The following is a 24,631-nucleotide window of genomic DNA, read 5'->3' on the forward strand; positions in this document are numbered from 1 at the left end:
GTGATGTCTATGCAAGAAGTACCTAGTTTTTTTGATTTTACCTCGCTTTCTTCACAAGAAATTGCTCACCTGCTTAATAAATTTAATGTGCGCTTAACTGTTGATGAAGCTCTTTTTATCCAAAATTCACTACTTAAGCGGCCACCAACCTACGCCGAATGCATACTTTGGTCTATCCAAGGATCAGAGCATTGCTCGTATAAAAGTAGTCGTAAATATTTAAGTCAATTTGTAACTTCCGCACCGCATGTTATCTTAGGTCCAAAAGAGGATGCAGGTATCGTCTCTGTAGCCACTGATCATCAAGGCCACCGCTATGGGATTGTTGTTAGCCACGAATCTCATAATCATCCCTCACAACTTGTACCTTATGAAGGTGCGGCAACGGGTGTTGGAGGTAATGTCCGTGATGTAAGTTGTATGGGCGCAGAGGTTATAGCAGTCGCTGACAGTTTACGCTTTGGTGATATTAATAAAACGAAAACTAACTGGATCACAGAAGGCGTTATTCAGGGTATTGCAGGTTATGCAAATCCCTTAGGTATACCTAATATAGCAGGAGATACTTATTTTGATGATGCCTATAATGACAATTGTTTAGTTACCTTAGTAACGCTCGGTGTTGTTCGGGAAGATCAAGTCATTCATTCTTATGTACCGCCTAATGCTAAAAACTATAAATTCATATTAGTAGGTAAACCTACAGATAATAGTGGTTTTGGTGGTGCAGCTTTCGCCTCTGCTAACCTAGATGTTGCCCAAGAAGAAGACAATAAAGGCGCAGTTCAGGAACCTAATGCTTTTTTACAACGACATATTCTTAAAGCAAATTATGCGTTGTTTGAATGGCTGCGGGAAAAAAACCTTATTAATCAAGTTGGTTTTAAGGATTTAGGTGCCGGTGGTATTGCCTGCGCATCAGTTGAACTAGCAGATGCAGGCGGATATGGTGCTGAAATTAATCTAAATTTAGTACCTACAAGCATAGATGGGCTCTTGCCTGCTGTTATTTTATGTTCAGAAACCCAAGAGCGATTTATGTGGGCAGTGCCTGAACATTTAGTGCCAATTATCCTAGAGCATTATAATAACCGTTTCGCCTTACCTGATATTTGTGATAATGCCTGTGCAACCGTTATTGGTGATTTACGTCATGATGGATTATATGTTGTTCGTTATGAGGACGAGCCTATTGTTTCAGCAAAAGCGCAAGATATTACCCAAGGCATTCTTTACGATAGACCCTATGAGTATAAAAAGGATATAAACCCTGAGCCAAGTAATATAGATGCGAATGATTTAAACGCTATTTTGTTAAAACTATTAGCTCATGAAAATATTGCATCACGTGCGCCAATTTATGAACGCTATGATAAACAAGTTCAAGGCAGAGCAGTTATTGAATCAGGTTGTGCTGATGCTGGCGTTATTGCTCCTTTTAATGAGGATAAATATCCACCTGAAATTCAGTTAACTGGTATTGCTTTATCGCTTGATCACAATCCTCGGTATAACAAAATTGATGCTTATTGGGGCGCTGTTAATGCTGTTTGTGAATCAGTACGAAATATTATTGCAGTCGGCGCATGGCCTTTATCGCTCACAGATTGTTTGTGTTTTGGAAATCCCGAAAAACTTAATCAAATGGGTGAATTTGTTGAATCAGTAAGGGGCATTGTTGATGCTTGTAATGCAGTACAATGGCCTGATGACCCACAGACGACACTTCCTATTATTTCTGGCAATGTATCGCTTTATAATGAATCAGAGCAGGGCGCTATTCCGCCAAGCCCCATTATTAGCTGTTTAGGCTTATTAACTGATTATCGCGATGCTTTAACCTATGATTTAAAACAGCTTGACTCAGCATTATTATTAGTTGGTGAGCGTAAGGATGAATGCGGAGGGAGTGTTTATTATCAATTGTTTAATAGCTTTGGTAATCAATTACCAAAGCCCGATTTAAACTCGTTTAATCAAGAAATCACAGCCGTTTTTTCTGCCATTAAAAGTGGTCTAATCTTATCAGCACATGATATTTCTGAAGGTGGCGTAGGCGTTACACTTGCTGAGATGAGTTTTAAAAACAATATTGGTATTGATATAGAATTAGCAGGTCCTTTGCCTCTTGAGAAAAAGCTTTTTTCTGAAACAGGCGGGTTTATTCTTGAAGTAGCACAAAAAGATTTATCAGTAATTGAAGAGATTTTTAATAATTTCTCAGTACCCTGTCAAAATATAGGTAAAACAACAAGAGAGCCTATTCTTAAAATAAATGGTCAATTGCATTTAGCTATTAACCTTGCCAAAACTGCTTGGCAACAAGGCTTAAGGGAGAAATTAACCTAATGACTAGTATTGATTATAAAGCAGCTGGTGTTGATGTTGATGCGGGTAATCAAGCCGTTTTTGCTATTAAAAATGCTGTAGAAAGTACGTTTTCGCCGCAGGTCTTAACTAATATTGGCAGTTTTGGGGCAATGTATGACCTAAAATCACTTTTAGAAAAATACGAGCATCCCGTGTTAGTTCAGAGTATTGATGGGGTCGGAACTAAAATGATGGTTGCTAAAATGATGCAAAAATTCGATACCATTGGTATGGATTTAGTAAGTGCTACGGCCAATGACATCATTGTTTTAGGTGCAAAACCGCTTACTCTATTAGATTATATTGCAAATGATAAGTTAAAGCCTGAAATTATTGAACAAATTATTAAGGGTATAGTAGTAGGTTGCCTTGAGAATGATATTTCCTTAATAGGCGGTGAAACTGCTGAAATGCCTGGTACCTATTTACCTGGTGAACATGATTTAGTAGGCGTTGTTACAGGTGTTGTTGAAAAAGAGAAAGCTATTTTAGGGCATGCTATTCAATCTGGTGATGTTATTGCAACGCTTCCTTCGAGTGGTTTACATACTAATGGCTATTCTCTTGCTAGAAAGTTATTGTTTGAAGTAGCAGGGTATACTGTTGATTCTTATGTTGATGATTTAAGTCAGACGGTAGGCGAGGCATTGTTAACTCCTCATGTAAATTACACAAAACCTATTTTAAGTGCTCTACACAAAGGAATCTCTATAAACGGCATGGCTCATATAACAGGCGGCGGCTTACTTGAAAATATACCTCGTGTACTACCTGCAGATTGTTCTGTAGAAATTAATAAACAAAAAATTCCTTCCCAGGCTTTATTTCATTTACTACGAGACTTAGGGCATTTGAGTGATAACCAAATGTACAGAACCTTTAATATGGGAGCAGGTTTAGTAGTATTTTTATCAGCTGATAATTTTGTTGCTTTAAGTGAGTTTTTACAAGCTGAATTTCCATCTTTTCCACTTTATGAAATAGGCCGAGTTGTTTCAGGTAGGCCCGAGGTGAAGCTGTTATGATCCATATTGGTTTAATTCAATTCCCCGGATCAAATTGTGAACGCGAAACGGCTTTAGCAATAAAGCGTGCAGGCATGCAACCAGTTGAGTTTCTGTGGAATGAGTCACTTGAAAAATTAAAAAATTTTGATGGTTATATCATTATTGGTGGTTTTTCTTATGAAGATCGTTCTCGGGCTGGCATCATTGCAGCGCTTGATCCTGTTATTAAAGAAATTAAAGCCCAAAGTGAGCTTGGTAAACCTGTGCTTGGTATTTGTAATGGCGCACAAATCTTATTGGAATCTGGCTTAGTTCCTGGCTTAGTACAGACTGAGATAGCATTAACAGAGAATAAGCGTATAGCCGATACCAAAATTTTAGGTATGGGCTTTTATAATGCTTGGGTTAATATACGCTTAGCTAGTCAACCTAATAAAGGTAGTGCTTTTACTCGTTATTTAAAACCAAACGATCTTATTCATTTACCCGTTGCTCATGCGGAAGGACGGTTTATTATCTCTGAATCTTGTTTGCAAGCAATTAAAGAGCAGAATTTAACCTTAATGCAATATTGTAATGACCAAGGTGAAATACACAGTGATTTCCCAGTAAATCCTAATGGTTCAGTAGATAATATTGCTGCAATTAGTAATGTAACTGGTAATGTCATGGCGATGATGCCGCACCCGGAACGGACTACTAATGGCGATCTTTTATTTCATTCTATGCGAGATTACATTATCTCATCTCAACTAGACTATGAGCCTAAAATCAAGTCTTATCAAAATACAGTCATTAAACCAGCACTTTTTGTTGCGCCATCTAAACATAACCAGTGTTTAATTAAATCAATTATTACTGATAATCATGCTCTAACCGTACAAAAAACGTTGAGAAAACTAGGTATTCCTGTAACTGTAAGTCGTTTTATTCATTGGGAAATTGCTTGTGGGGATTCAGAAGAAGTCCTTGAAAAAATTAAAAAAAGTGGTGTTTTGTATTGCGATCGAAAAGAGCGTGAGATTAAGTTGCCAACGCACTCCAATGAAAATGATTATTTTTGCTTAATACGTGCTAAAGATAATTTAGTAGGTCAACGTGTTAAGCAAACCTTGAGTGATCATTATTTTATTTCAGAGGTTGAATCTATAACACATAGTATTTTATGGCACTTTGAGAGTGAGCATGGAAATATTAATTTGATAATAGATGAAATTTTATTAACTAATATTATTGGGAATCAATACGCACATGAATTCTACAGATATGAAGGATAATTATCGGAAAAAGATCAGAGCCGCAATAACATATTGTCTAAATAAAACTAATTTTTCATTAGGAATTAGACAAGAAGGAAAGGTACGAGATACTTATGATTTAGGTGACAAAGTATTGCTTGTTACTACCGATAGATTAACAGCTTTTGATAGACCTTTAGCCTTAATCCCTTATAAGGGACAGGTGCTGAATTTAACGAGTGCTTGGTGGTTTGAGCAAACTTCCTCAGTGGTACCTAATCATCTTTTAGCTGTACCTGATCCAAATGTAGTTATTGCTAAAAAGTGTAAGGTATTTCCAATTGAATTTGTTGTTAGAGGCTATATTACCGGCACTACAAACACATCCTTATGGACGCAATATCAACAAGGTGTACGAGAATATTGCGGAATTAGATTCCCTGAGGGCCTTAAAAAAAATCAAAAATTAGAAACTCCTGTTTTAACGCCAACTACGAAAGAAAAAGTTCATGATCGCCCAATTTCTCCTCAGGAAATCATTACTGAAGGTTGGATGACGAAAGAGGATTGGGAAGAAGCAAGTGCACTGGCAATTAAATTATTTGAGCGTGGTGTTGAACTTGCCAAGCAGCAAAATTTAATTCTTGTAGATACAAAATATGAATTTGGTCGGGATGATAAAGGCAATATTATTGTTGTTGATGAAATACATACGCCTGATTCAAGCCGCTACTGGCTTGCTAATAGTTATGAGCAATGTTTGGCTGAAGGTAGAGAGCCGGAAAATATTGATAAAGAATTTTTAAGGCTATGGTTTTCTAAAAATTGTGATCCTTATAAGGATGAGCAGTTGCCGCAAGCACCTATTGAATTAGTTGAAGAGCTTTCAGCTCGATACATAAAACTTTATGAAATGATTACAGGACAAAAATTTAGCTTTGCAGTGCAAGATGAGCCTATCGAAGAGCGCATTTTACGTAGTATAAAAGATTATATGGGTTAGGAAGTTTTCTTAGGGTAATAATCTGTCATTCCCACAGATTTATTACATGGATATTGATGTCATTCCCGCGTAGGCGGGAATCCATCTTTATGTTGGGTATTGTCCATAGAGGATAATGATCCCCGCCTGCGCGGGGATGACGTTCTAATTCACAGAAATGACAGTTTAAAGCTTATCTAGCCACGCAACAATATCAGTTTAACCGTGAGATCCAGCAATAAAGGTGGATTTCCTGGATTCCGCGAACAAGTCGCGGGACGTAGGGTTAAGGAAGTTAATAGGTATATGTTTGTACGCAAGATTTAACCATGGAGCTAGATCATCGCTAATAGTTATATTTCCTGCCTACGTCCCGCGTTTTATCCGCGGGATCCAGCAATGTAATAAGATGGTAGGATGTTAAGTTGGCAAGGTTGCAGATTAAAGAGGTTTAACGTTTTTTAATTTTTTATCTCATACTAAGTTCAACCGTCTTTTTATGAACTAGACTGTGATAAAGCTAAAAATTTAAAATGCTTATAGTTTTAAGGTAGTAAAACATGTGCGGTATAGTCGGTATTCATAGTCAAAAAGATGTTGCTCATGAGTTGTATGAAAGCTTAATTCATTTGCAGCATCGGGGCCAAGATGCTGCAGGAATTCTTACCTCTGAGCAACGATTTTATTCTAAATATGGTTTAGGGCTCGTACGCGAAACCTTTACTGCTGAAAATGTATTGTCCTTAAAAGGTTGTGTAGGTATCGCACATACGCGCTATCCTACGGCTGGCGGATACGGGGCAGCCGATGTTCAACCTCTGTGGATTGGTAGCCCACGCGGTATAGCGCTTGCTCATAATGGTAATTTATCAAATTATCAAGAACTTGCACATGAAATACGCAAACAACATCGGCATTTAAATACAGGCCTTGATTCAGAAGTTTTATTACTTCTCTTCGCTGATTTACTTGCTAATAGTCCTGGTTTTATTGAAGATGATGATAAATTCTTCGATGTACTATGTAATGTTATTAGTTCGCTTTTTGCAAAATTAGAAGGCGCTTATTCTGTAGTAAGTTTAGTCATTGGCAAGGGACTTATTGCTTTTCGTGATCCACATGGTATTCGACCCTTAGTTTGGGGTACGCGTGAAAACGAAGATGGTACGCAAGATACGATTTTTGCTTCAGAAACAACGCCTTTTTATGCTTTAGGTTTTAATCCGCAGGGTGATATTTTGCCAGGTGAAGTGGCTTATGTAGACAATAAAGGCAAGCTTTACCGACGTGTTGTTAAAGCCGCTGAATTTAGGCCATGTATTTTTGAATATGTTTATTTTTCGCGCCCTGATGCCACCATTAATGATATTAGTGTCTATCGTGCTCGATTACGTATGGGGCAGAATTTAGCTATTCAGTGGAAAAATAAATACCCTAATCTTTTACCTGATATTGTTATACCTGCGCCATTTACAGCAAATACTGCTGCACTTTCATTTGCTCATGAGCTTGGCGTACGCTATTCAGAAGGCCTATATAAAAATCCCTTTATTGGCCGTACTTTTATTATGCCAGACCAAAATGCACGTACAAGCAGCATTCGACATAAGCTGACTCCGCAACCAACAGAAATCAAAAATAAGATAGTCTTAATTGTTGATGACAGTATTGTTCGGGGCACAACATCCCGGGAAATTGTTAAAATGGTTCGTGAGTCTGGTGCAAAGCAGATTTATTTTGTATCTACTGCACCGCCCTTAAAAAACCCTTGTTTCTATGGTATTGATATTCCCTCAAGAAAAGAGTTAATTGCAGCAAACTCGACTGAAGCCGAAATCGCTGAATTTATTGGTGTTGATGCGTTACTTTATCAGACTAAAGAAGATTTATTAGAAGCTGTTACTAGACGCGGTCAATATAAAATAAATAAAACATGTATGGCTTGTATGGATGGGGATTATTTTTGTAGCAAAATTACACCAAATAAAATGCAAGAAATAGAAATTTATCGCAATGCTGCGCGTGGTAAAAATAAGAGTGATATAGAGGATTTATAACAAATGAATATTCTTATTATTGGATCAGGTGCGCGGGAGCATGCCATTGCAAAAGCTTTGATACGTTCTAACCAAAAACCTAAATTATATTGTTATGGCACATCGATTAATCCCGGTATAAAAGAATTATGCGAGCAATATAGTGTTGGCAATATTACCAATTGTCTCGAAGTCAGTCAGCAAGCTCAAGACTGGGTTATTAATTTAGCGATTATTGGTCCTGAAGCACCACTTGAGTCTGGAATGGCCGATGCATTGTGGCAAGTTAATATTCCAACAATAGGTCCTAAAAAAGCATTAGCACAAATAGAAACTAGCAAAGAATTTGGCCGTGATTTAATGCAAAAATACCAGATTTCAGGCCTACCAAACTATAAAAAGTTTACAAGTTTAGATAAAGTCAATGACTTTATATTGGAGCTTGGTGAAGAAAATTATGTCATTAAAGCTAATGGTTTAATGGGAGGGAAGGGAGTTAAAGTAGCTGGAGAACACCTTGAAAATATTGAGGACGCTTTAGCTTTTGCCCGCGAAATTTTAGCAAAGAATCAAACCTTTATTATTGAAGAAAAATTAATTGGTCAAGAATTTTCTTTTATGTGCTTTGCAGATGGTAAAACATTAATTCCCATGCCTTTAGTGCAAGATCATAAACGTGCTTATGAAGGTGATAAAGGTCCTAATACCGGTGGAATGGGAAGTTACTCTGATCATAATCAGAGTTTACCTTTTTTAACCGAAAGAGAAGTTGCTGACGCTTTCCAAATCAATCAAGATGTTTTTTTAGCTTTAAATAAAGAATGCAAACAAGATTACATTGGCATCTTATACGGTAGCTTTATCGCCACCAAAAGAGGAATTTTTGTTATTGAGTTTAATGCGCGCTTTGGCGATCCTGAATCTCTAAATGTTTTATCTATTCTTGATTCGGATTTTGTAACGATATGTCAACAACTGGTAACAGGCTCGCTAAAGAGAGAAAATGTACAATTTAAAAATCAAGCAACGGTTTGTAAATACGTTGTACCAGAAGGGTACCCAGATAAGCCTTTAAAAGACTTTCCAATTGATGTCAGTCGTGTTGATGATACAGAAAATCTATATTTGGCAGCTGTTAATGAGCTTGATAACCGGACAATTATTGCAACAGGATCACGTACAGCAGCTTATGTTGGCATCGCAGATACTATCACTGCCGCTGAAAAAGATGCTGAATCAGCAGTTTCTAAGATTAAAGGTCCTTTATTTCATCGTAGTGATATTGGTACAGAGCAATTAATTAACTTGCGTATTCAAGATATGAAAAGGATTCACGATTTATGATTCGCTTAGGTATTTTAGGTTCTACGCGAGGTACAAATTTACTAGCGATTATTGATGCAATAAAGCAAAAAAAGCTCAATGCATCAATAGAAATCGTCATCAGCAATAAAGCAAAAGCACTTATCTTAGAGAAAGCAGAACAAGCTGGTTTAACGGCGACTTATCTTTCTCCCAAGGGATTAACACGACAAGAATTCGATTATAAATTAAGCCAATTATTAAAAGAATACCAGATTGATTTAATTATTTTAATTGGTTATATGCGTATTTTATCAGCGGAATTTATTCAGAACTGGCACCAAAAAGTTATTAATATTCATCCCTCTTTGTTACCTGCTTATGCAGGCTTAATGGATTTGGATGTGCATCAAGCTGTGTTAGAGGCAGGGGAAACTTATAGTGGTTGCACTGTCCATTATGTTAATGAAGAAGTTGATGCAGGCCCAGTTATATTGCAACAGCAATGTGAAGTATTGCCAATGGATACCCCTTCTACACTCAAAGCACGTATTCAGCAATTAGAGGGTAATATACTCGTTGAGGCAATTAAATATATTTACAAACAGTCTAATAATTAATAATTGAGGAAAAGCGATGACAAAAGTACTGGTAGCAATTTTAATGGGATCAAAATCAGATTGGCCTTTAATGGAGGAGGCAAGTAAAGTACTTGATGCTTTAGATATCCCCCATCAGGTTCGCGCTTTATCGGCTCATCGTACACCTGAAGCATTATTTGAATACCTTAAATCAGCAGAGAAAGATGGGGTTGAAGTTTTTATCGCCGCTGCTGGTGGTGCTGCTCATTTACCAGGTGTCGTTGCTGCTAAAACGACATTGCCTGTGTTAGGGGTTCCTATTCCTTCATCAACATTTACTAATGGCTTAGATGCACTCTTATCTATCGTACAGATGCCAGCAGGTATACCTGTTGGTACCTTAGCAGTGGGTAAAGCAGGTGCTATTAATGCAGCCATTTTAGCTGCAAGTATTTTAGGGAATAAATATCCAGAGTATCAGCAAGCTGTAAAAAATTATCGCGCTGAACAAGCTCGTAAAGTTTTAGATAACTCAGTGATTAAAGGTTAAAATAGCTTTTAAAGCTTAGTTAATTTATAAGCGCTATAAATTAGTAGCGCTTATAAAAAGCTGTATGTAATAAACTTAAATAACATTTAAGTAAACCAGCTTAGAAGTTAATTATTTTTAATGACAGAGCGAAGTAGAAGGCGGTATTTTGACTTAAAATAAGTTTTGTTAATACCGCTATTGATTAGATAGAAATTTTTAATGTTTATCTTTAATTTAACATTCTTTATATTGCCTTAAGAAATAATTTTAATATTTAGAATTCTTCAGACTCTATCGCTTTTATCCTTTGCGCTTCAAAAGCTAAGACTTTAAAATAATCGTAACTCATATAAAAATCGCCTTTATCGCCAAGATTTTTGCCCCAAGAATTTCTTAAGGTTAGTAAACCCTTATGCTTGTTGCCTTCATCATCTTTCGCAACTGCATTATCATCGAAACCGGTAATAACCATTTCATGGCCTGCTACAAACTCACTTTTCAGCCAAACATCTCGAGCAATAACAGGGGTAAGTACCCAAGTATCATTAAGGGTATTTTTACTACCAACAGCGCCCACTGTACCAAGATCGTAATCAACTAATAACACAGCAAAAGTCACCCGATCGCCTGCTAATAAAGCTTTTTTGACCTCTGTTAATGTTTTATTAATATCAACTCGTTCGTTAAATGCTTGGTAGGGATCTAAAATAGGAAATGACTGCACTCTTTCAGGATTAAGAGGCTCACTTATACGATGGAATTCTTCAGGAGACATCGCGGTAGTTGGATCATCTCCGCCATGCGGGTATTTATTTAAACCACCACAACCCACATTTGCTTCTTGTTCTTTATTAACAATACCGAAAGTTTCCATTTGATTAATAACCGTCCGGCCTAATGAGCCATCCCAGCCACTAAAATTATAACCATTTTCAGCCAAATAGTTGCCTAACTGTAATTGGCAAAGTTGACTTATGTAATCACCTTGGTTAAGTGCCGCGTTCATTGCTGCAGTTACAGCGAAGGTAACACAAGTGCCATGACGCCCTTGATCTAATACAGGTACATTATTCATACCTAGTTGAATCTGTAGTGGCCCTTTAGATTTAATATTATAATTATTAAGCTCTTTTAAATTTTTTACTCTTAAATTAAGTAACTCTTTCTCTTTATTGGATAATTTAATTTTTAAAAGTCTAATTTCTTTTGATGGTTCAGTCTTGGTTAATTGATTAGATGTATTATTGTTAACTATAGTATGAGTTACTGTGCCTGCTACTTCTATTCCTTGCGCAGCTAGTTGATTGCTAATTAAGAATGGCAGTATTGCTAATTTTAAAATCCTCATAAAATATTTCTCTTAATTTTGGGAAATAGTAGTGTAACAGAGGAAAGAAGCAGCTGCTATGAGTTTTAAAAAGTAGAATTTTTATCTGTAAGTGGATGTTAATTCATTCATTTTTTTAGAATTAAAACTAATTATTCAAAAGCTTAAAAATAAAAAGGGCGGTATTTCCGCCCTTTTTGGGATAATTATTTTAACGACGATCATTATCTATATCATATTTACGCCAGTCGTTTTCTAAATCGGAATAGTCACGGTTAGGGTCACGACGTACACCCATAACGATACCGCCTGAACGAACACCTTCTTCATAACGACGTGCTTTATCTTCAGGAATTCCCCAGCCAGCTAGAGCACCAATTAAGCCGCCAGAAAGGCTGCCAGCGCCAGCACCAGCTAGTGCTGCAGCAATCGGGCCTGCGATAACTAAACCTAAACCTGGAATAGCTAAGTTAGTACCGATAGCAGCAATAGCACCTAAAGTAGCGCCTGCGATGGCACCAACAGCGCCACCAACACCCATACCTTCTTTAACACGATCACCATGATCATCAGCTAAGTCAGAGCTAGAATCAGATAAATTTGAATTAGATCCAGCTTTAGTTAAATCAGAGTCATAATGTTTACGACGAGTATCTTCAGACATAATGACATTAATATCTTTCGGATCATAACCGCGATCAAGATAAGAACGATAAGCGTTTTCTGCCGTATCTTTGTCATGGAAGTAGCCAGTGATCATTGAATCTTGACCACGATTGAAACTTTGAGAGCGCGAGGAATCTTTATTCATTCCTTGATTACGATCCATGTAATTATCCATATCTATCTCCTAAATTAAGGTTACAATTAAACATAGTCCATTTATTCTATTTCTGCAAATTACTAACTTTTTGACTAATAACTAGATTAATTTAATTTAATTCAGTTGACGGTCAAGCTCACTGGTGTAAAATCGAGACACTTTGCAGTAATTTACTCTTAACCGGTTGTTAGAAGGAAAAAAGTTATGCAAGGCAATGCCGAAAATCATAAAGCTTGTGATTTAATTTTATTTGGCACCAAAGGCGATCTTGCAAGTCGAAAGCTTTTGCCAGCACTTTATCAACTGGAAAAGCAAAATTTATTAAATCCAGAAACGCGGATTATTGGCGTAGCCCGTGACAATTTTAGTCCAAATGATTATGTTGACTTTGTTGAATCTACCTTAAAGACATTTAATCAAGAGCCTCTAGATCAAAATGTTTGGCAAAAACTGCGAAACAAGCTGTATTATGTACAAATCGATCTGACTGAAATAGCAGACTATACTAAGCTTAAAGACATAACCGACCCTGAATCGCGTATTGCTGTGAGTTATTTTGCAACATCCTCTTCTTTGTTTGGCTATATGAGTGAAGGATTAGCTAATGTTGGCTTAGCTAAAGAACCAGCACGGGTTGTAGTAGAGAAACCTATCGGTCATAACTTAGCTTCTTCAATTGCCACTAATGACCAAGTTGCACAGTATTTCAAAGAAAGTCAAATTTATCGTATTGATCATTATTTGGGTAAAGAGACAGTATTAAACTTATTAGTGCTGCGTTTTGCTAATGCAATTTTTGCAACAAACTGGGATTATAATGCTATTGACCATGTGCAAATATCAGTTGCAGAAGAAGTCGGCGTTGAAGGACGTTGGAGTTATTATGACAATGCTGGACAAACGCGAGATATGGTGCAAAATCATCTTCTACAGATTCTTGCTCTTATAGCCATGGAGCCACCAGTTAGCTTAGATGCTAATAATATTCGTGATGAAAAATTAAAAGTACTCAAAGCGTTAAGGCCTATTACTTTAGAAAATGTACATGAGATGACAGTACGTGGCCAATATACCAGTGGATTTGTGGGCGGCCGTACAGTTCCTGGTTATTTAGAAGAAAATGATGCAAAAGCAAGTAATACGGAAACGTTTGTCGCTTTAAAAGTTTTTATTGATAATTGGCGCTGGGCGGGCGTTCCTTTTTATTTGCGTACTGGTAAACGCATGCCTAGAAAATACAGTGAGGTATTAATTTCCTTTAAGCCGCAGCCTCATAATATATTTCATAAAACCTATAAGAACTTAAAAGCAAATAAATTAATCATTCGCCTACAGCCTGATGAAGGTGTTGAAATTCAAATTATTAATAAAATTCCAGGCTTAGGTGAAACGATGCAGTTGCAGCAAAGTAAGCTTGATTTAAGTTTCAATGAAACGTTTAAAACTAAACGTATTGTTGATGCCTATGAGCGTTTATTATTAGAGGCGATGTTAGGTAATCAGTATTTATTTGTACGTCGTGATGAGGTTGAAGCTGCTTGGACCTGGGTTGATAGTATTTTAGAGGCTTGGCAAGTTCAAAATGAACCGCCCCGTGCTTATCAAGCTGGGACATGGGGGCCAGCTGCAGCTACTTCTTTATTGGCACGTGATGATAGAAATTGGGACGAGTAATATGCATTTGCAGCAATTTAATGATCCAACTAGTTTAAACAGTTACTTTTGTAACAAATTAAAGATTATTTTAAATGAAGCAATAGCTGCGCGTGGGCATGCTTATTTAGTTGTATCTGGTGGTAAAACCCCTCAATCTTTATTTAATCTGCTTTCAAAAGCAGATTTAGCATGGGATAAAGTAACAATTCTTTTAGCAGATGAACGTTGGATACCACCGAGTTCTGATGATAGCAATGAAGGAATGTTAAAACGTCATTTACTTGTAAATAATGCTGCAAAAGCAAATTATATTAGCTTGCTGCCTAAAAGTAACGAGTCTGAACTAAATATTAAGGAAGTTGCTGGGCGCCTGGCCAATTTGCCTCAATTTGATGCTGTAATTTTAGGTATGGGTGAAGATGGGCATACAGCTTCCCTTTTTCCCTGTAGTAAGGAAATTAAGGCAGGTTTAACCATGTCAGAACCAGCAGTAATTATTGTTAAACCTTCAACAGCGCCTTATACAAGAATTTCTTTGACTAAAAATAGGTTATTAAATAGTCGTTATATCTTTTTACATTTAGTAGGTGAAAATAAAATGGCTGTACTTAAAGAAGCTGATTCTGGTCAGGATCCACTGGCTATGCCTATTCGTGCTTTTTTACACAATCCAGCTGTTGAATTGCAAGTCATGTTTTCACCTTAATGAGATCTTTATGAATACAATTATCAAACAGGTCACCGAGCGTATTATTAAGCGAAGCGCAAATAGCCGCGCGCGCTATTTAGCACGTTTAGAAAAAGCACGCTTGAAGGGCCCACATCGAGGTGCCCTACATTGTGGAAACTTAGCACATGGATTTGCCGCTTGTCGAGAAGGTGATAAGTTAGTAATGCGCCAATTAGTACAACCTAATATTGCTATTGTTTCTGCTTACAATGATGTTTTATCAGCTCATAAGCCCTATGAATCATATCCTGCTATTTTGAAAGAAGCCATTAGTGAAATGGGCGGGATTGCTCAATTTGCAGGTGGAGTGCCTGCGATGTGTGATGGTGTCACTCAAGGTCAGCCAGGCATGGATCTAAGCTTATTGAGTAGAGATACTATTGCTTTATCTGCTGCTATTGCTTTATCGCATAATTTATTTGATGGCGGTTTAATGCTTGGGATCTGCGATAAGATTGTTCCTGGATTATTAATTGGAGCATTAAGTTTTGGCCATTTGCCCTTTGTCTTTATTCCAGCAGGGCCCATGCCTTCAGGTATTTCTAATAAAGAAAAAGCCCGCATTCGTCAATTATATGCTGAAGGCAAAGTCGATAGGGAAGCATTATTAGATGCTGAGGCTGCCTCTTACCATACTTCAGGGACGTGTACGTTTTTTGGTACGGCTAATTCTAATCAGCTTGTTGTAGAAATGATGGGCTTGCATTTACCTGGTTCATCATTCATTAATCCCAATACCCCTTTACGTAACGAATTAACGCGAGCTGCTGCAAAGCAGGTCTTAAATTTAACTGATCTAGGTAGCCATTATCTTCCTATTGGCCATATTGTTGATGCTAAATCTATTGTTAATGGCATTGTTGGCTTATTAGCAACAGGCGGTTCTACAAACCATACGATGCATCTTGTAGCAATTGCTCGAGCTGCCGGCTTTATCATTAATTGGGATGATTTCGCTGAATTATCCAAGGCCACCCCGCTGGTTGCTAAAATTTATCCTAATGGTAGTGCTGATATTAATCATTTTCACCGCGCAGGCGGCATGGCTTATTTAATTAATACTTTATTAGAAGCTGGCTTGCTGCATGAAGATGTTCAAACAGTAGCAGGCCCAGGTTTACAACATTATACAAAACAGCCGGTTTTACATGATGGTATATTACAATGGATAGATGGTCCGTCTGTCACATTAGATGATGAAGTGCTTCGTTCTTTTAAAGAGCCTTTTAGTAGCCACGGTGGATTAGAAGTTTTATCTGGTAATATTGGGCGCGCTGTTATTAAAACCTCAGCACTTAATGACACTAATTTAGTTGTTCAAGCCGAGGCAGAAGTATTTAGCAGTCAAGATGAATTTATGGAAGCTTTTAAAGCAGGACGATTAAATAAAGATTGTGTCGTTGTAATTCGCTTCCAAGGTCCAAAAGCTTGTGGTATGCCTGAATTACATCAATTAACGCCTCAATTATCTGTTTTACAAAATAGAGGTTTTCATGTGGCGTTGGTTACCGATGGGCGCATGTCTGGAGCGTCTGGCAATGTGCCTGCAGCCTTGCATGTTACACCAGAAGCATTGGACGAAGGTATTATATCTAAGATTCAAACAGGTGATTTAATTTTACTCGATAGCAAGCAAGGTATTTTGCAACTTCTTATTTCTGATGAAGAATTAATTAGCCGCGCACCTGCAAAACTTGATACTTCGGACTATTATGAAGGTATGGGACGTGAATTATTTGGCTGCCTACGAACCCAGCTAACGGGAGCAGAGCAGGGTGCTTGTAGCTTATTTGTTACTGAGGATTATTTATGAGTACTCAATTAGCTCACGAAACCTGTGTCTATGCAATTGCTGCTGATATTGGTGGCACTAATGCGCGTTTTAGTCGGGTTAATTTAATTGATTTGCAAGTCGATGAGGTTGCTGTTTTTCCTTGTGTAAATTTTCCTACTTTAGAAGAGGCGTTAATTCATTATCGTACAATGCATAAACTTGAGGATATAAAACATGCCTCTATTGCTATAGCTTGTCCAGTTATTAATGATCAAGTCCGCATGACCAATGCCAATTGGAATTTTTCAATTAGTGAACTTAAAGATAATCTAGAACTTAGTGAACTCCAGGTGCTTAATGACTTAACTGCCGCAGCTATGAGTTTACCTATTTTAACTAAAGAAGAAAAAGAAAAGATTGGTTCAGGCGAAATTGATCTAGCTAAGCCTATGGTTATGTTAGGCGTTGGAACAGGTTTAGGCGTTGCTCATTTAATTCCTACTCCTTCAGGCTATATGCCTTTATCAGGCGAAGGTGGACATACAGGTTGGGCTGCACAAAATGAGCAGGAATGGTTCATTCAACGTTTTCTAACTAATAAATTTGGTCATGTTTCTTCTGAGCGTTTATTATCTGGCCCTGGATTAGAAAATTTATATTTAGCAATAGCAGCTTATCAAAAGTTAGATATTGCACCTCTATCTGCAGCAGAAATAGTAAATTTAGCATTAAACAAAAAATCTGAGCTAGCAACTATCGTTATTGAGCAATTCTTTGCAAGCTTAGGAAGTTATGCTGGTGATTTAGCTTTGCGCTTATGCACATTTGGTGGTGTTTATATTACGGGCGGCGTTGTACCTAAATTATTACCTTTAATGGAGCAAAGTGAATTTAGAAATCGCTTTGAATCAAAAGGACGATTTAGCGAATTAAATAAGCAAATACCCACTTATGTTATTACCGCTGAGCAACCTGGTTTAATAGGCGCTGCTCTTTACCTAAAACAAATGATGGAAAGTGAAACGTATGTCTTTAAATAATTGGTCATTACAACCGGATGTTTTATTTAATCAAGGGCCTATCATTCCTGTGCTTGTTATACGTCATGTTGAAGATGCCATTCCTTTAGCCACGACTTTAATTAGCTGCGGTATTACTCTCTTTGAAGTTACCTTAAGAACAGCAAGTGCATTAGAAATTATTTACCGCTTAAGGAAAGAGTTCCCAGATATACTGATTGGCGCTGGAACCGTGACAACGCCTGCTCAGTTGGAGCAAGTTATCCAAGTTGGAGCCCAATTTGCGATTAGTCCTGGCTTAACGAGAGAATTATTACAAACGGCAAAAGACTCGACAATTCCATTAATTCCTGGTATTGCTAGTATTTCTGAATTAATGGAAGGGCTGCAATTTGGCTTTAATCATTTTAAATTCTTCCCTGCTGCGGTAGCGGGTGGAGTTAACATGTTAGATTCAATTCATGGTCCATTTCCAAATGTTCATTTTTGCCCTACTGGCGGCATTAACGAACATAACTTCTTAGATTACTTGAACCTTCCCAATGTTTCTTGTGTTGGTGGTTCTTGGATCGTTCCTGAAGAAGCAGTAAAATCAAAAAATTGGGAGAAAATTAGAATGCTAAGTTCAACAGCTATAACTCAGGCGACTAGTGTTTTAGGTAAATCAGTACTACAAAAAAATTAATTTTTAGAATGTAGAAATATTTACAAAGATGCACTTTTTAATTCTCAAATTTCTAATACTGACGTCTAAATTAAATCTTTTTAAAGCTCAGTTAATGATTTCATCATTAATATTAAGTTTTTTCCAAAAGTTAGCATTTAGGTTGTTTATAATTAAATTTGACTCAAATTAAGGATTGAACATGGCTTGGTTGGTAGCAATTATTGGATCAGTAGCAGGTTTCTTATTTGGTTACGATGAAGGTATTATTGCAGGTTCACTTGATCTTGTTAAAAATCATTTTTCTCTTACCCACACACACGTAGGTATTATGACTTCAGCACTTCCATTCGGTGCTTTATTTGGATCAATGTTTATAGGTGCATTAATCGCTTCTCGCTTTACAAAATATATTGGTAGGCGTACAACCTTATCCTATGCAGGTTTCTTTTTTCTCTTAGGTGCTGGCGGCGCAGCGCTTGCTAACACAGAAACGATCTTAATCGCCTCTCGATTTATTTTAGGTCTTGCCATAGGAATTGCCGCTGTAACAACACCTTTATACTTAGCAGAAACTGCACCAATGAAATTAAGAGGTGCCATTGTTGCTATTTATCAATTAGCTATTACATTGGGAATAGTTTGCGCCTATGGAGTTAATTATTTACTTATAGAACAACAAGCTTGGCGTGCTATGTTTGCTTCCAGTGCCATTCCTGCATTAATTTTAACAATAGGTATTTTGTTTTTGCCTGAATCTCCGCGTTGGCTTTGTAGTGTAGGCAAACATGATTTAGCTCTTCGTTCTTTAAAAAGGTTACGTGGTGGTAAATCAATCGATCAAGAATTAAATGATATAGAAGAAACGTTAGCGAAAGAGCCGCATAATGGTAAAAATTGGCGCTTACTTTTCCGTAGACCTTTACTACCAGTTTTACTATTAGGTGTTATATTATTTTGCTTACAGCAATTAAGTGGTATTAACGTCATTATTTATTATGCACCTGAGATTTTTAAAAATTTAGGTTTTACTAATACGACAGGACAAATTTTAGCAACAATGGGTATTGGTGTAGTGAATGTTTTAGTTACCATACTTGCTATTTTTTGGGTTGATAAAATTGGTCGACGCAAGCTATTGCTTGTTGGTTTTGCAGGTACATTTATTAGTTTAACGGCGCTAAGTTTATTCTCGCTATTTCAAGTAAGTGCTTTAGCTTATCTATCTGTACTGTGTTTAACAGTTTATATCTTTTCGTTTGCTATAAGCCTTGGTCCTATTCCTCATATTGCGATGGCAGAGATTTTTCCACTGCATGTTCGAGGTGCTGGAATGGGATTATCTTCCATGAGCAATTGGGGTTTTAATACATTAATGGTATTTAGCTTTCCCATTTTATATAACCAAATTGGTATTGAATATACATTTCTAATGTATGGTGTGATTTGTTTTCTGGGCTTTATCTATTCTTATTATTGGATGCCTGAAACTAAAAATATTAGCCTTGAAGCCATTGAAACTTATTTAATGAATAATAAACCACTTCGCTATTTAGGTCGCAATCATGAAGTGAATACGTTTGATACAACAGTGAAACGTGCAGAGTTATCACCAACGTTATAATTTCTTACCAATGTAATAAATGCCACGACTAAGTCGTGGCATACTAAAATAGTTATTTAATCTAATATTTTATTAGCGTAGATTGTCATTGCTTCAGTTAAGAAATTAAGTAATTTGGGATGAATATTTTCATAGAAATATTTAAAGTCCTTATGTTCAAGATACATTTGGCTAAGACCAATATAACTTTCCTGTGTTGGTATCCAAAATTTTTTTACCCAATTGTAATGCCTCTCAATTATTTCCTGAACTTTTTCACTACTTGGTGATAAACCAGCTTTCATAGCGATAACTAACGCTTCATTTATAGCATTACCTTCTTCTTGATGAACTTCCCAATCTCGTTTTTGCCAGTTGCTAACTTTTTTCCAGCTTGCATCAATTTCCTTTTGGGTTAAACCTCCTTTGCTAATTAAATATTCTTCATATTCTGATTGTTTATTAGCATTAAATCCTTCATAAATTTCAATGTCGCTCATGATTATTTTTCCTCTAATATGGGCAATAGTTTTATCAATTGTCTTAAGAAGAGCTTTAGTTTTAGTTAGATTATTTAGTAAGGCCGTTTTGTGTTCATGTAATGCTTCAAGTTTATCGAAGTCATGACTACAAATTATTTTCTGGATTTCACTAAGTGAAAAACCCAACTCACGATAAAACAAAATTTGCTGTAATATCAGTAATTGATCTTCGCCATAATAGCGGTATTTATTACTGCCATAAAAAGCTGGTTTTAATAACCCGATTTGATCATAAAAACGTAGTGTTCTTGCACTAACACCTGAGATTTTAGCTAATTGTTTTACCGTTAAAGACATTGCTTCTCCTTATTTGACACTAAAACGATAAAAGGTTACGTAACGTTAATGTCAATAACTAATCTTAATTGATAAAATTCATTTTCATTATTTTATAAAAGAGGTAATTAAACTAAATGAGACTTATTTCATAAATATGATTTAAGTTTAAAATCTAGCCATTAGTAAAGTTGGATTTTTAAATAACGTGTTGGACCACTAGGCTTTATTAGGTGAATAAATTTAAGAGCTAATTAACATCGAATTATCCTTGCTATTAATTAGGACTGAGCTAAATTCCGAATGGATTCCCGCTTGTGCGGGAATGACATTGGCTTTACATGTAAAAATACCTGTTATTTTCGCAACAACGCCGGGCCTTGGTATCAATTTTTAAATGGATTAGGAAATAAATTTGCTTTAATCATATCCTTTAACTGTTCACGTACTTTAATGGCTCTTAGTACAGAGACATAGCTCCAAGTTAATGAATAAGCGCCTTGTTGTTGGCCCGTATAACGATTGATTTGCTCACTAATATATAAATTAGGCGCATATTCTTTGATGAGATTTAAATACTGATCGCCTTGCTTAAGATAAGAGGTAGAAACTGCTTTAGTAGGCATCATAGTTCCAATGGTATAGTAATATTCTGCCATCGTTGCTGTTAGAATAAACCAAGGATTACCTTCACTGTCACCATAACCATCATAGATATCATCAATATAACGCCCAAATAAAATACCGTCAGTATGGTTTGCATTAATAGGATAGGTTTGAAACTGATTTTTTAACGCTATAGCAGTATTTTTAATATAGTCATTTGAAGGCGCAAATACTTGATCATGAGTATTGCCTAATAAAGTCGCTAATATAACTGATGTATCTAATTCGAGTGTCTTTTGCCGACCAGGATGAGGCGGGCGGGTTGCTTGAATAATTTTATTATTTTTATCAATAAATGAATTGAGATCTTCAGTAATTTGTTTTGCTTGTGCTTCATAATAACTAGCACGTGATTCGTCATTAAGTTGTCTTGCGAATTGAGCGCCTTCTAGCAGTGCTTTGCGTTGAACCATTTCAGTAAAAAAGTGATGGCCATAAACTTCTTCCCATAAGTCAAAATTATCATTCCGCCAATGGGTGGCTACAAAATCTAAGTCTGTTTTAATGGTACCTAGCGACGAAGAAAAAGGATTTGCATTATAAAGGTGGGCATTAACGTAATCTAATTCATTTTCTTTGAGCAGTGCTTGGGCAAAATGAATTTGTGTCAACGCTCTAAGCGCAGGCCCATCGTATTGCGGGCGCCCCCATGGCCCATCAAAAGGTAAACCATTTAAATAGAATTTAGGTTCACCTAAAATATGTTGTCCGGGTAGAGGATCAATTTGATTTTGCACTTTTTCAGTCCAACGAATATAATTTAAAAGTCTTTGTTTATCCTCCAACTGATGATCTTTCTCATACCAAGTTTCAATTAAATCCATAGTAATAGCTGCATCACGAATCCAATCGAAATAATAATTAGGATAAACTTGAGATGGTGAAGCAACTACAGCGCCTTCCTCATTAATATTGGCTAGAAAATTTTTTTTAAGTAAGTCAATTTCAGCAGAAGAGAAAATATCTGCATAACTCTGGAAGGCCAATATATATAGGCCTATTATTAAAATCCGTTTCATTGCTGCTCCTAATATAATTTTTAGCGTAAGCAGAATATCTTAATAAAAACAATGAAATCAAGTTACCTAAAGAACCTGTATCGACTATAGTTAAGATAATTTCGCCTTAGGGAATCATTATGAAAAAAACATTAATTACCGGCGCCAGTCGAGGTATAGGTTTAGAAACTGCTAAATTATTTCTTGAGAAAGGTTGGGAAGTCATTGGAACATCTACAACAGGCCATTGTAAATTTAAACATCCAGGATTAACAATTTATGCGCTAAATCTAGCAAACTCCCAATCTATAAAACATTTTGTCAATCAATTAGATTCAATTGACGTTTTAATTAATAATGCAGCTGTTTTATTAGATCATTGGCAAGAGGTAAAAGTTAACTTAGATGAGCTTAAAAAAACATTTGATATTAACGTTTTTGGGACTATCGAGTTAACTGAAAGTTGCTTAAAGAAAATAAATAAACCAGGTCAGATTATAAATATAGCCTCAGGGTGGGGCGCATTTAGTTCAAATGATTCATCGCATGCTCCAAGTTATAAACTTTCTAAAGTTTGCTTGAATATGTATACAAAATTATTAGCTGAAAGGCTTAGCAATATTATTATTTCAAGTTTTGATCCAGGCTGGGTGAAAACAGATATGGGGACACAAAGCGCTCCAAAATTAGCAGCTACAGTGGCAAAAGAGCTATATGATTTAGTGCATTTACCTAAAAAATCTGGTTTGTTTTGGCATGAAGGAGAAATAAGAGAGTGGTAGTTAATTACTCTATACCAGAAGTTTAATGTGTTTTATTTTTTTATGAGAATTAGCGTTAATTTTTAAAATAAATTAATAATCAACTACTTATTAATCTTTGCCAATTTGATTATTTGTTGCTTTCATTAGCAATTAAAATATAATAAATAATTATTTTAGCACATTAACAATAGATCCAAGAGCATGATTTAAGGTGAGTTACTTATTAGCTGTTTATTAATTTGTCTGATACATTTAATAAGAGAAGACTAGATAAGAGAAAAACAGAAAGGATAGTGTATGCAAAAAGGGATTTGGGAGCAGCATCATTTAAAGTATTGTAGGGAAAAATTTCCTACTGCTTTTTTTGATGATCTTGATCATCTAAATGCCTTTAACCAGGATTTTGGTAAATTAATTACTGCAGATGCAAAAGCGATATTTATGTCAAAAGACATAACGTCCATGCAAGAATTTGTAGCTTTTGCTAATGAAAACAATTTACCTATGACCATTAGAGGTAATGGAATGAGTCAATGTGGCCAGTCCTTAGCGTCCTCTGATGGGGTCATTCTTAATACCGTAGGATTAGATTCCGTTTATCAATATAAAGAACAATCAATTTGGATTGATGCTAACGCAACTTGGTCTACATTAATAAATACATCCTTACAACATAATCAAATACCTTATATCACTCCTTATAATTGCAATTTATCGATTGGTGGTGTGTTATCGGTAGGAGGAGTTGGAGCCGCTTCTTTCAAATATGGTAGTGCATTGAGCCATGTAAAAGCTTTAGAAGTCATCACCGCTGATGGCAGGCTTTTACAGGTTAACTCAGATTCAGCTCTTTTTCATGCTTGCCTAGGTGGACAAGGTCAATTTGGAATAATTACTAAGGCTTGTCTTAAACTTAAACCTTGCAAAGAACAAGTTAGAACTTTTCTCCTAACTTATATAGATGAGGAACAATGGCTACATGATTTAACTTTATTTAAACAATACGCTGATTATATTGAATGCTTTTGTTCACCAGCAGTTCAAGGTGCAAAATTAACTCCAAATGGCAGAAAACCTTTTGCTCAATGGTTATTTGCCTTACATATTTCAATAGAGTATACAGCGAATGCGCCACAATTTTCGGATATACCAAATGTTAATCCTTGGAAAATTTTGCATACTCAAGATGAACCTATTAAAGATTACCTACATCGTCATGATGGACGTTTTCAATTAATGAAGTTAACTGGGCAATGGGAATTACCACACCCTTGGTATGAGTGTTTTATTCCTAAGCAAATATTATTCGATGATTTTCAGGCATTCTTAGCTTCTTTACCTCTGCATTATGTCCCTATTTTACAAATTGTTCCTTTTGCTTGTAAAAAACCACATGGCTTTCTTATCCTACCTGAAGGAGAAGATGTTTTTGCAATGATGATTTTAAATCCAGGCATACCAGCAAGCTTAGTACCTAGTTGCTTAGATGCCATCGATAATCTTGATAAACGCTTTTTACCACAAGGTGGGAAACGTTATTTATCTGGCTATTTAGGTAGAGAGGTTGATAAATATTATTGGCAAAGGCATTTTGATAAGCGCTATGATGAGTGGGTAAGTTTAAAAAGGCAATTTGATCCACAATGTCTTTTTCAATCCATGCTTCACAATTGGCGATGATAGAAAGATATTTATATTATCCTAGAGAAAGTAGTGGAATCTTACTGCTGCACAAGCTTTA

General features: G+C 36.3%; 20 protein-coding genes. 16 read left to right on the top strand and 4 right to left on the bottom strand.

Features of this window, described 5'->3' with window-relative positions:
* Positions 1-9 precede the first annotated feature (9 nt).
* The 8 genes from purL to purE all read left to right on the top strand — a co-directional run bounded on the left by purL (position 10) and on the right by purE (position 10,066).
* Positions 10-2,349, top strand: a complete 2,340-nt coding sequence (purL, locus tag DYH30_RS06490; protein WP_115330868.1) for a phosphoribosylformylglycinamidine synthase subunit PurL — start codon at positions 10-12, stop codon at positions 2,347-2,349.
* Positions 2,349-3,395, top strand: a complete 1,047-nt coding sequence (gene purM, locus DYH30_RS06495; RefSeq protein WP_115330869.1) for a phosphoribosylformylglycinamidine cyclo-ligase — start codon at positions 2,349-2,351, stop codon at positions 3,393-3,395. The genes purL and purM overlap by 1 nt, the downstream gene beginning before the upstream one ends.
* Complete coding sequence (purQ, locus tag DYH30_RS06500; RefSeq protein ID WP_115330870.1) at positions 3,392-4,654, top strand: phosphoribosylformylglycinamidine synthase I; 1,263 nt, start codon at positions 3,392-3,394, stop codon at positions 4,652-4,654. Before purM ends, purQ begins: the two co-directional genes overlap by 4 nt.
* The gene (locus tag DYH30_RS06505; RefSeq protein WP_115330871.1) at positions 4,629-5,618 is read left to right on the top strand and encodes a phosphoribosylaminoimidazolesuccinocarboxamide synthase; all 990 of its coding nucleotides are present in this window, start codon (positions 4,629-4,631) and stop codon (positions 5,616-5,618) included. Before purQ ends, DYH30_RS06505 begins: the two co-directional genes overlap by 26 nt.
* 539 nt (positions 5,619-6,157) lie before the next feature.
* Complete coding sequence (gene purF / locus DYH30_RS06510) at positions 6,158-7,654, top strand: amidophosphoribosyltransferase (protein ID WP_115330872.1); 1,497 nt, start codon at positions 6,158-6,160, stop codon at positions 7,652-7,654.
* A gap of 3 nt (positions 7,655-7,657) precedes the next feature.
* A complete protein-coding gene (gene purD, locus DYH30_RS06515; protein ID WP_115330873.1) occupies positions 7,658-8,977 on the top strand; it encodes a phosphoribosylamine--glycine ligase in 1,320 nt (439 codons plus the stop codon).
* Entirely contained in the window at positions 8,974-9,555 is a 582-nt protein-coding gene (gene purN, locus DYH30_RS06520; protein WP_115330874.1) for a phosphoribosylglycinamide formyltransferase, read from the top strand. The genes purD and purN overlap by 4 nt, the downstream gene beginning before the upstream one ends.
* Positions 9,556-9,571: 16 nt before the next feature.
* On the top strand, positions 9,572-10,066 hold the full coding sequence (gene purE, locus DYH30_RS06525; protein WP_115330875.1) for a 5-(carboxyamino)imidazole ribonucleotide mutase: 495 nt from the start codon (positions 9,572-9,574) through the stop codon (positions 10,064-10,066).
* Positions 10,067-10,322: 256 nt separating this feature from the next.
* Here purE and DYH30_RS06530 read toward each other — a convergent pair whose 3' ends face one another.
* Complete coding sequence (locus DYH30_RS06530) at positions 10,323-11,396, bottom strand: C1 family peptidase (protein WP_115330876.1); 1,074 nt, start codon at positions 11,394-11,396, stop codon at positions 10,323-10,325.
* Between the two features lie 190 nt (positions 11,397-11,586).
* Complete coding sequence (locus DYH30_RS06535) at positions 11,587-12,216, bottom strand: hypothetical protein (RefSeq protein ID WP_207385754.1); 630 nt, start codon at positions 12,214-12,216, stop codon at positions 11,587-11,589.
* 186 nt (positions 12,217-12,402) lie between these two features.
* On the opposite strand from DYH30_RS06535, the gene zwf reads away from it, so the two are divergent.
* The 6 genes from zwf (at position 12,403) to DYH30_RS06565 (ending at position 19,665) form a co-directional block, all read left to right on the top strand.
* Positions 12,403-13,872 carry a glucose-6-phosphate dehydrogenase gene (gene zwf / locus DYH30_RS06540; RefSeq protein WP_115330877.1) on the top strand — a complete coding sequence of 490 codons (1,470 nt, stop codon included), beginning with the start codon at positions 12,403-12,405 and terminating at the stop codon, positions 13,870-13,872.
* 1 nt (position 13,873) lies between these two features.
* Entirely contained in the window at positions 13,874-14,560 is a 687-nt protein-coding gene (gene pgl, locus DYH30_RS06545) for a 6-phosphogluconolactonase (protein ID WP_115332519.1), read from the top strand.
* A gap of 10 nt (positions 14,561-14,570) precedes the next feature.
* Complete coding sequence (edd, locus tag DYH30_RS06550) at positions 14,571-16,397, top strand: phosphogluconate dehydratase (protein WP_115330878.1); 1,827 nt, start codon at positions 14,571-14,573, stop codon at positions 16,395-16,397.
* Positions 16,394-17,398 (top strand): glucokinase, encoded by a 1,005-nt coding sequence (glk, locus tag DYH30_RS06555; protein WP_115330879.1) that lies wholly within the window; start codon positions 16,394-16,396, stop codon positions 17,396-17,398. The genes edd and glk overlap by 4 nt, the downstream gene beginning before the upstream one ends.
* The gene (locus DYH30_RS06560; RefSeq protein WP_115330880.1) at positions 17,385-18,062 is read left to right on the top strand and encodes a bifunctional 4-hydroxy-2-oxoglutarate aldolase/2-dehydro-3-deoxy-phosphogluconate aldolase; all 678 of its coding nucleotides are present in this window, start codon (positions 17,385-17,387) and stop codon (positions 18,060-18,062) included. Before glk ends, DYH30_RS06560 begins: the two co-directional genes overlap by 14 nt.
* Positions 18,063-18,243: 181 nt before the next feature.
* Complete coding sequence (locus tag DYH30_RS06565; protein ID WP_115330881.1) at positions 18,244-19,665, top strand: sugar porter family MFS transporter; 1,422 nt, start codon at positions 18,244-18,246, stop codon at positions 19,663-19,665.
* 56 nt (positions 19,666-19,721) lie between these two features.
* On the opposite strand, the gene DYH30_RS06570 is transcribed toward DYH30_RS06565, so the two are convergent.
* Positions 19,722-20,483, bottom strand: coding sequence for a MerR family transcriptional regulator (locus tag DYH30_RS06570; protein WP_115330882.1), 762 nt, complete (start codon positions 20,481-20,483; stop codon positions 19,722-19,724).
* Between the two features lie 365 nt (positions 20,484-20,848).
* A complete protein-coding gene (locus DYH30_RS06575; RefSeq protein ID WP_115330883.1) occupies positions 20,849-22,147 on the bottom strand; it encodes a glycoside hydrolase family 15 protein in 1,299 nt (432 codons plus the stop codon).
* A gap of 119 nt (positions 22,148-22,266) precedes the next feature.
* Here DYH30_RS06575 and DYH30_RS06580 point away from each other — a divergent pair, with 119 nt between their 5' ends.
* Together DYH30_RS06580 and DYH30_RS06585 are read left to right on the top strand one after the other, a co-directional pair.
* Complete coding sequence (locus DYH30_RS06580) at positions 22,267-22,908, top strand: SDR family NAD(P)-dependent oxidoreductase (RefSeq protein ID WP_115330884.1); 642 nt, start codon at positions 22,267-22,269, stop codon at positions 22,906-22,908.
* 279 nt (positions 22,909-23,187) lie between these two features.
* The gene (locus DYH30_RS06585; protein WP_115330885.1) at positions 23,188-24,570 is read left to right on the top strand and encodes an FAD-binding protein; all 1,383 of its coding nucleotides are present in this window, start codon (positions 23,188-23,190) and stop codon (positions 24,568-24,570) included.
* Positions 24,571-24,631 lie beyond the last annotated feature (61 nt).

This window comes from Legionella busanensis (genome assembly GCF_900461525.1).
GTDB classification, from domain to species: Bacteria; Pseudomonadota; Gammaproteobacteria; order Legionellales; family Legionellaceae; genus Legionella_C; species Legionella_C busanensis.

Coding starts and splice junctions, on each gene's coding strand:
- purL (WP_115330868.1), top strand. CDS start 10: ATGCAAGAAGTACCTAGTTTTTTTGATTTTACCTCGCTTTCTTCACAA.
- purM (WP_115330869.1), top strand. CDS start 2,349: ATGACTAGTATTGATTATAAAGCAGCTGGTGTTGATGTTGATGCGGGT.
- purQ (WP_115330870.1), top strand. CDS start 3,392: ATGATCCATATTGGTTTAATTCAATTCCCCGGATCAAATTGTGAACGC.
- DYH30_RS06505 (WP_115330871.1), top strand. CDS start 4,629: ATGAATTCTACAGATATGAAGGATAATTATCGGAAAAAGATCAGAGCC.
- purF (WP_115330872.1), top strand. CDS start 6,158: ATGTGCGGTATAGTCGGTATTCATAGTCAAAAAGATGTTGCTCATGAG.
- purD (WP_115330873.1), top strand. CDS start 7,658: ATGAATATTCTTATTATTGGATCAGGTGCGCGGGAGCATGCCATTGCA.
- purN (WP_115330874.1), top strand. CDS start 8,974: ATGATTCGCTTAGGTATTTTAGGTTCTACGCGAGGTACAAATTTACTA.
- purE (WP_115330875.1), top strand. CDS start 9,572: ATGACAAAAGTACTGGTAGCAATTTTAATGGGATCAAAATCAGATTGG.
- DYH30_RS06530 (WP_115330876.1), bottom strand. CDS start 11,396: ATGAGGATTTTAAAATTAGCAATACTGCCATTCTTAATTAGCAATCAA.
- DYH30_RS06535 (WP_207385754.1), bottom strand. CDS start 12,216: ATGGATAATTACATGGATCGTAATCAAGGAATGAATAAAGATTCCTCG.
- zwf (WP_115330877.1), top strand. CDS start 12,403: ATGCAAGGCAATGCCGAAAATCATAAAGCTTGTGATTTAATTTTATTT.
- pgl (WP_115332519.1), top strand. CDS start 13,874: ATGCATTTGCAGCAATTTAATGATCCAACTAGTTTAAACAGTTACTTT.
- edd (WP_115330878.1), top strand. CDS start 14,571: ATGAATACAATTATCAAACAGGTCACCGAGCGTATTATTAAGCGAAGC.
- glk (WP_115330879.1), top strand. CDS start 16,394: ATGAGTACTCAATTAGCTCACGAAACCTGTGTCTATGCAATTGCTGCT.
- DYH30_RS06560 (WP_115330880.1), top strand. CDS start 17,385: ATGTCTTTAAATAATTGGTCATTACAACCGGATGTTTTATTTAATCAA.
- DYH30_RS06565 (WP_115330881.1), top strand. CDS start 18,244: ATGGCTTGGTTGGTAGCAATTATTGGATCAGTAGCAGGTTTCTTATTT.
- DYH30_RS06570 (WP_115330882.1), bottom strand. CDS start 20,483: ATGTCTTTAACGGTAAAACAATTAGCTAAAATCTCAGGTGTTAGTGCA.
- DYH30_RS06575 (WP_115330883.1), bottom strand. CDS start 22,147: ATGAAACGGATTTTAATAATAGGCCTATATATATTGGCCTTCCAGAGT.
- DYH30_RS06580 (WP_115330884.1), top strand. CDS start 22,267: ATGAAAAAAACATTAATTACCGGCGCCAGTCGAGGTATAGGTTTAGAA.
- DYH30_RS06585 (WP_115330885.1), top strand. CDS start 23,188: ATGCAAAAAGGGATTTGGGAGCAGCATCATTTAAAGTATTGTAGGGAA.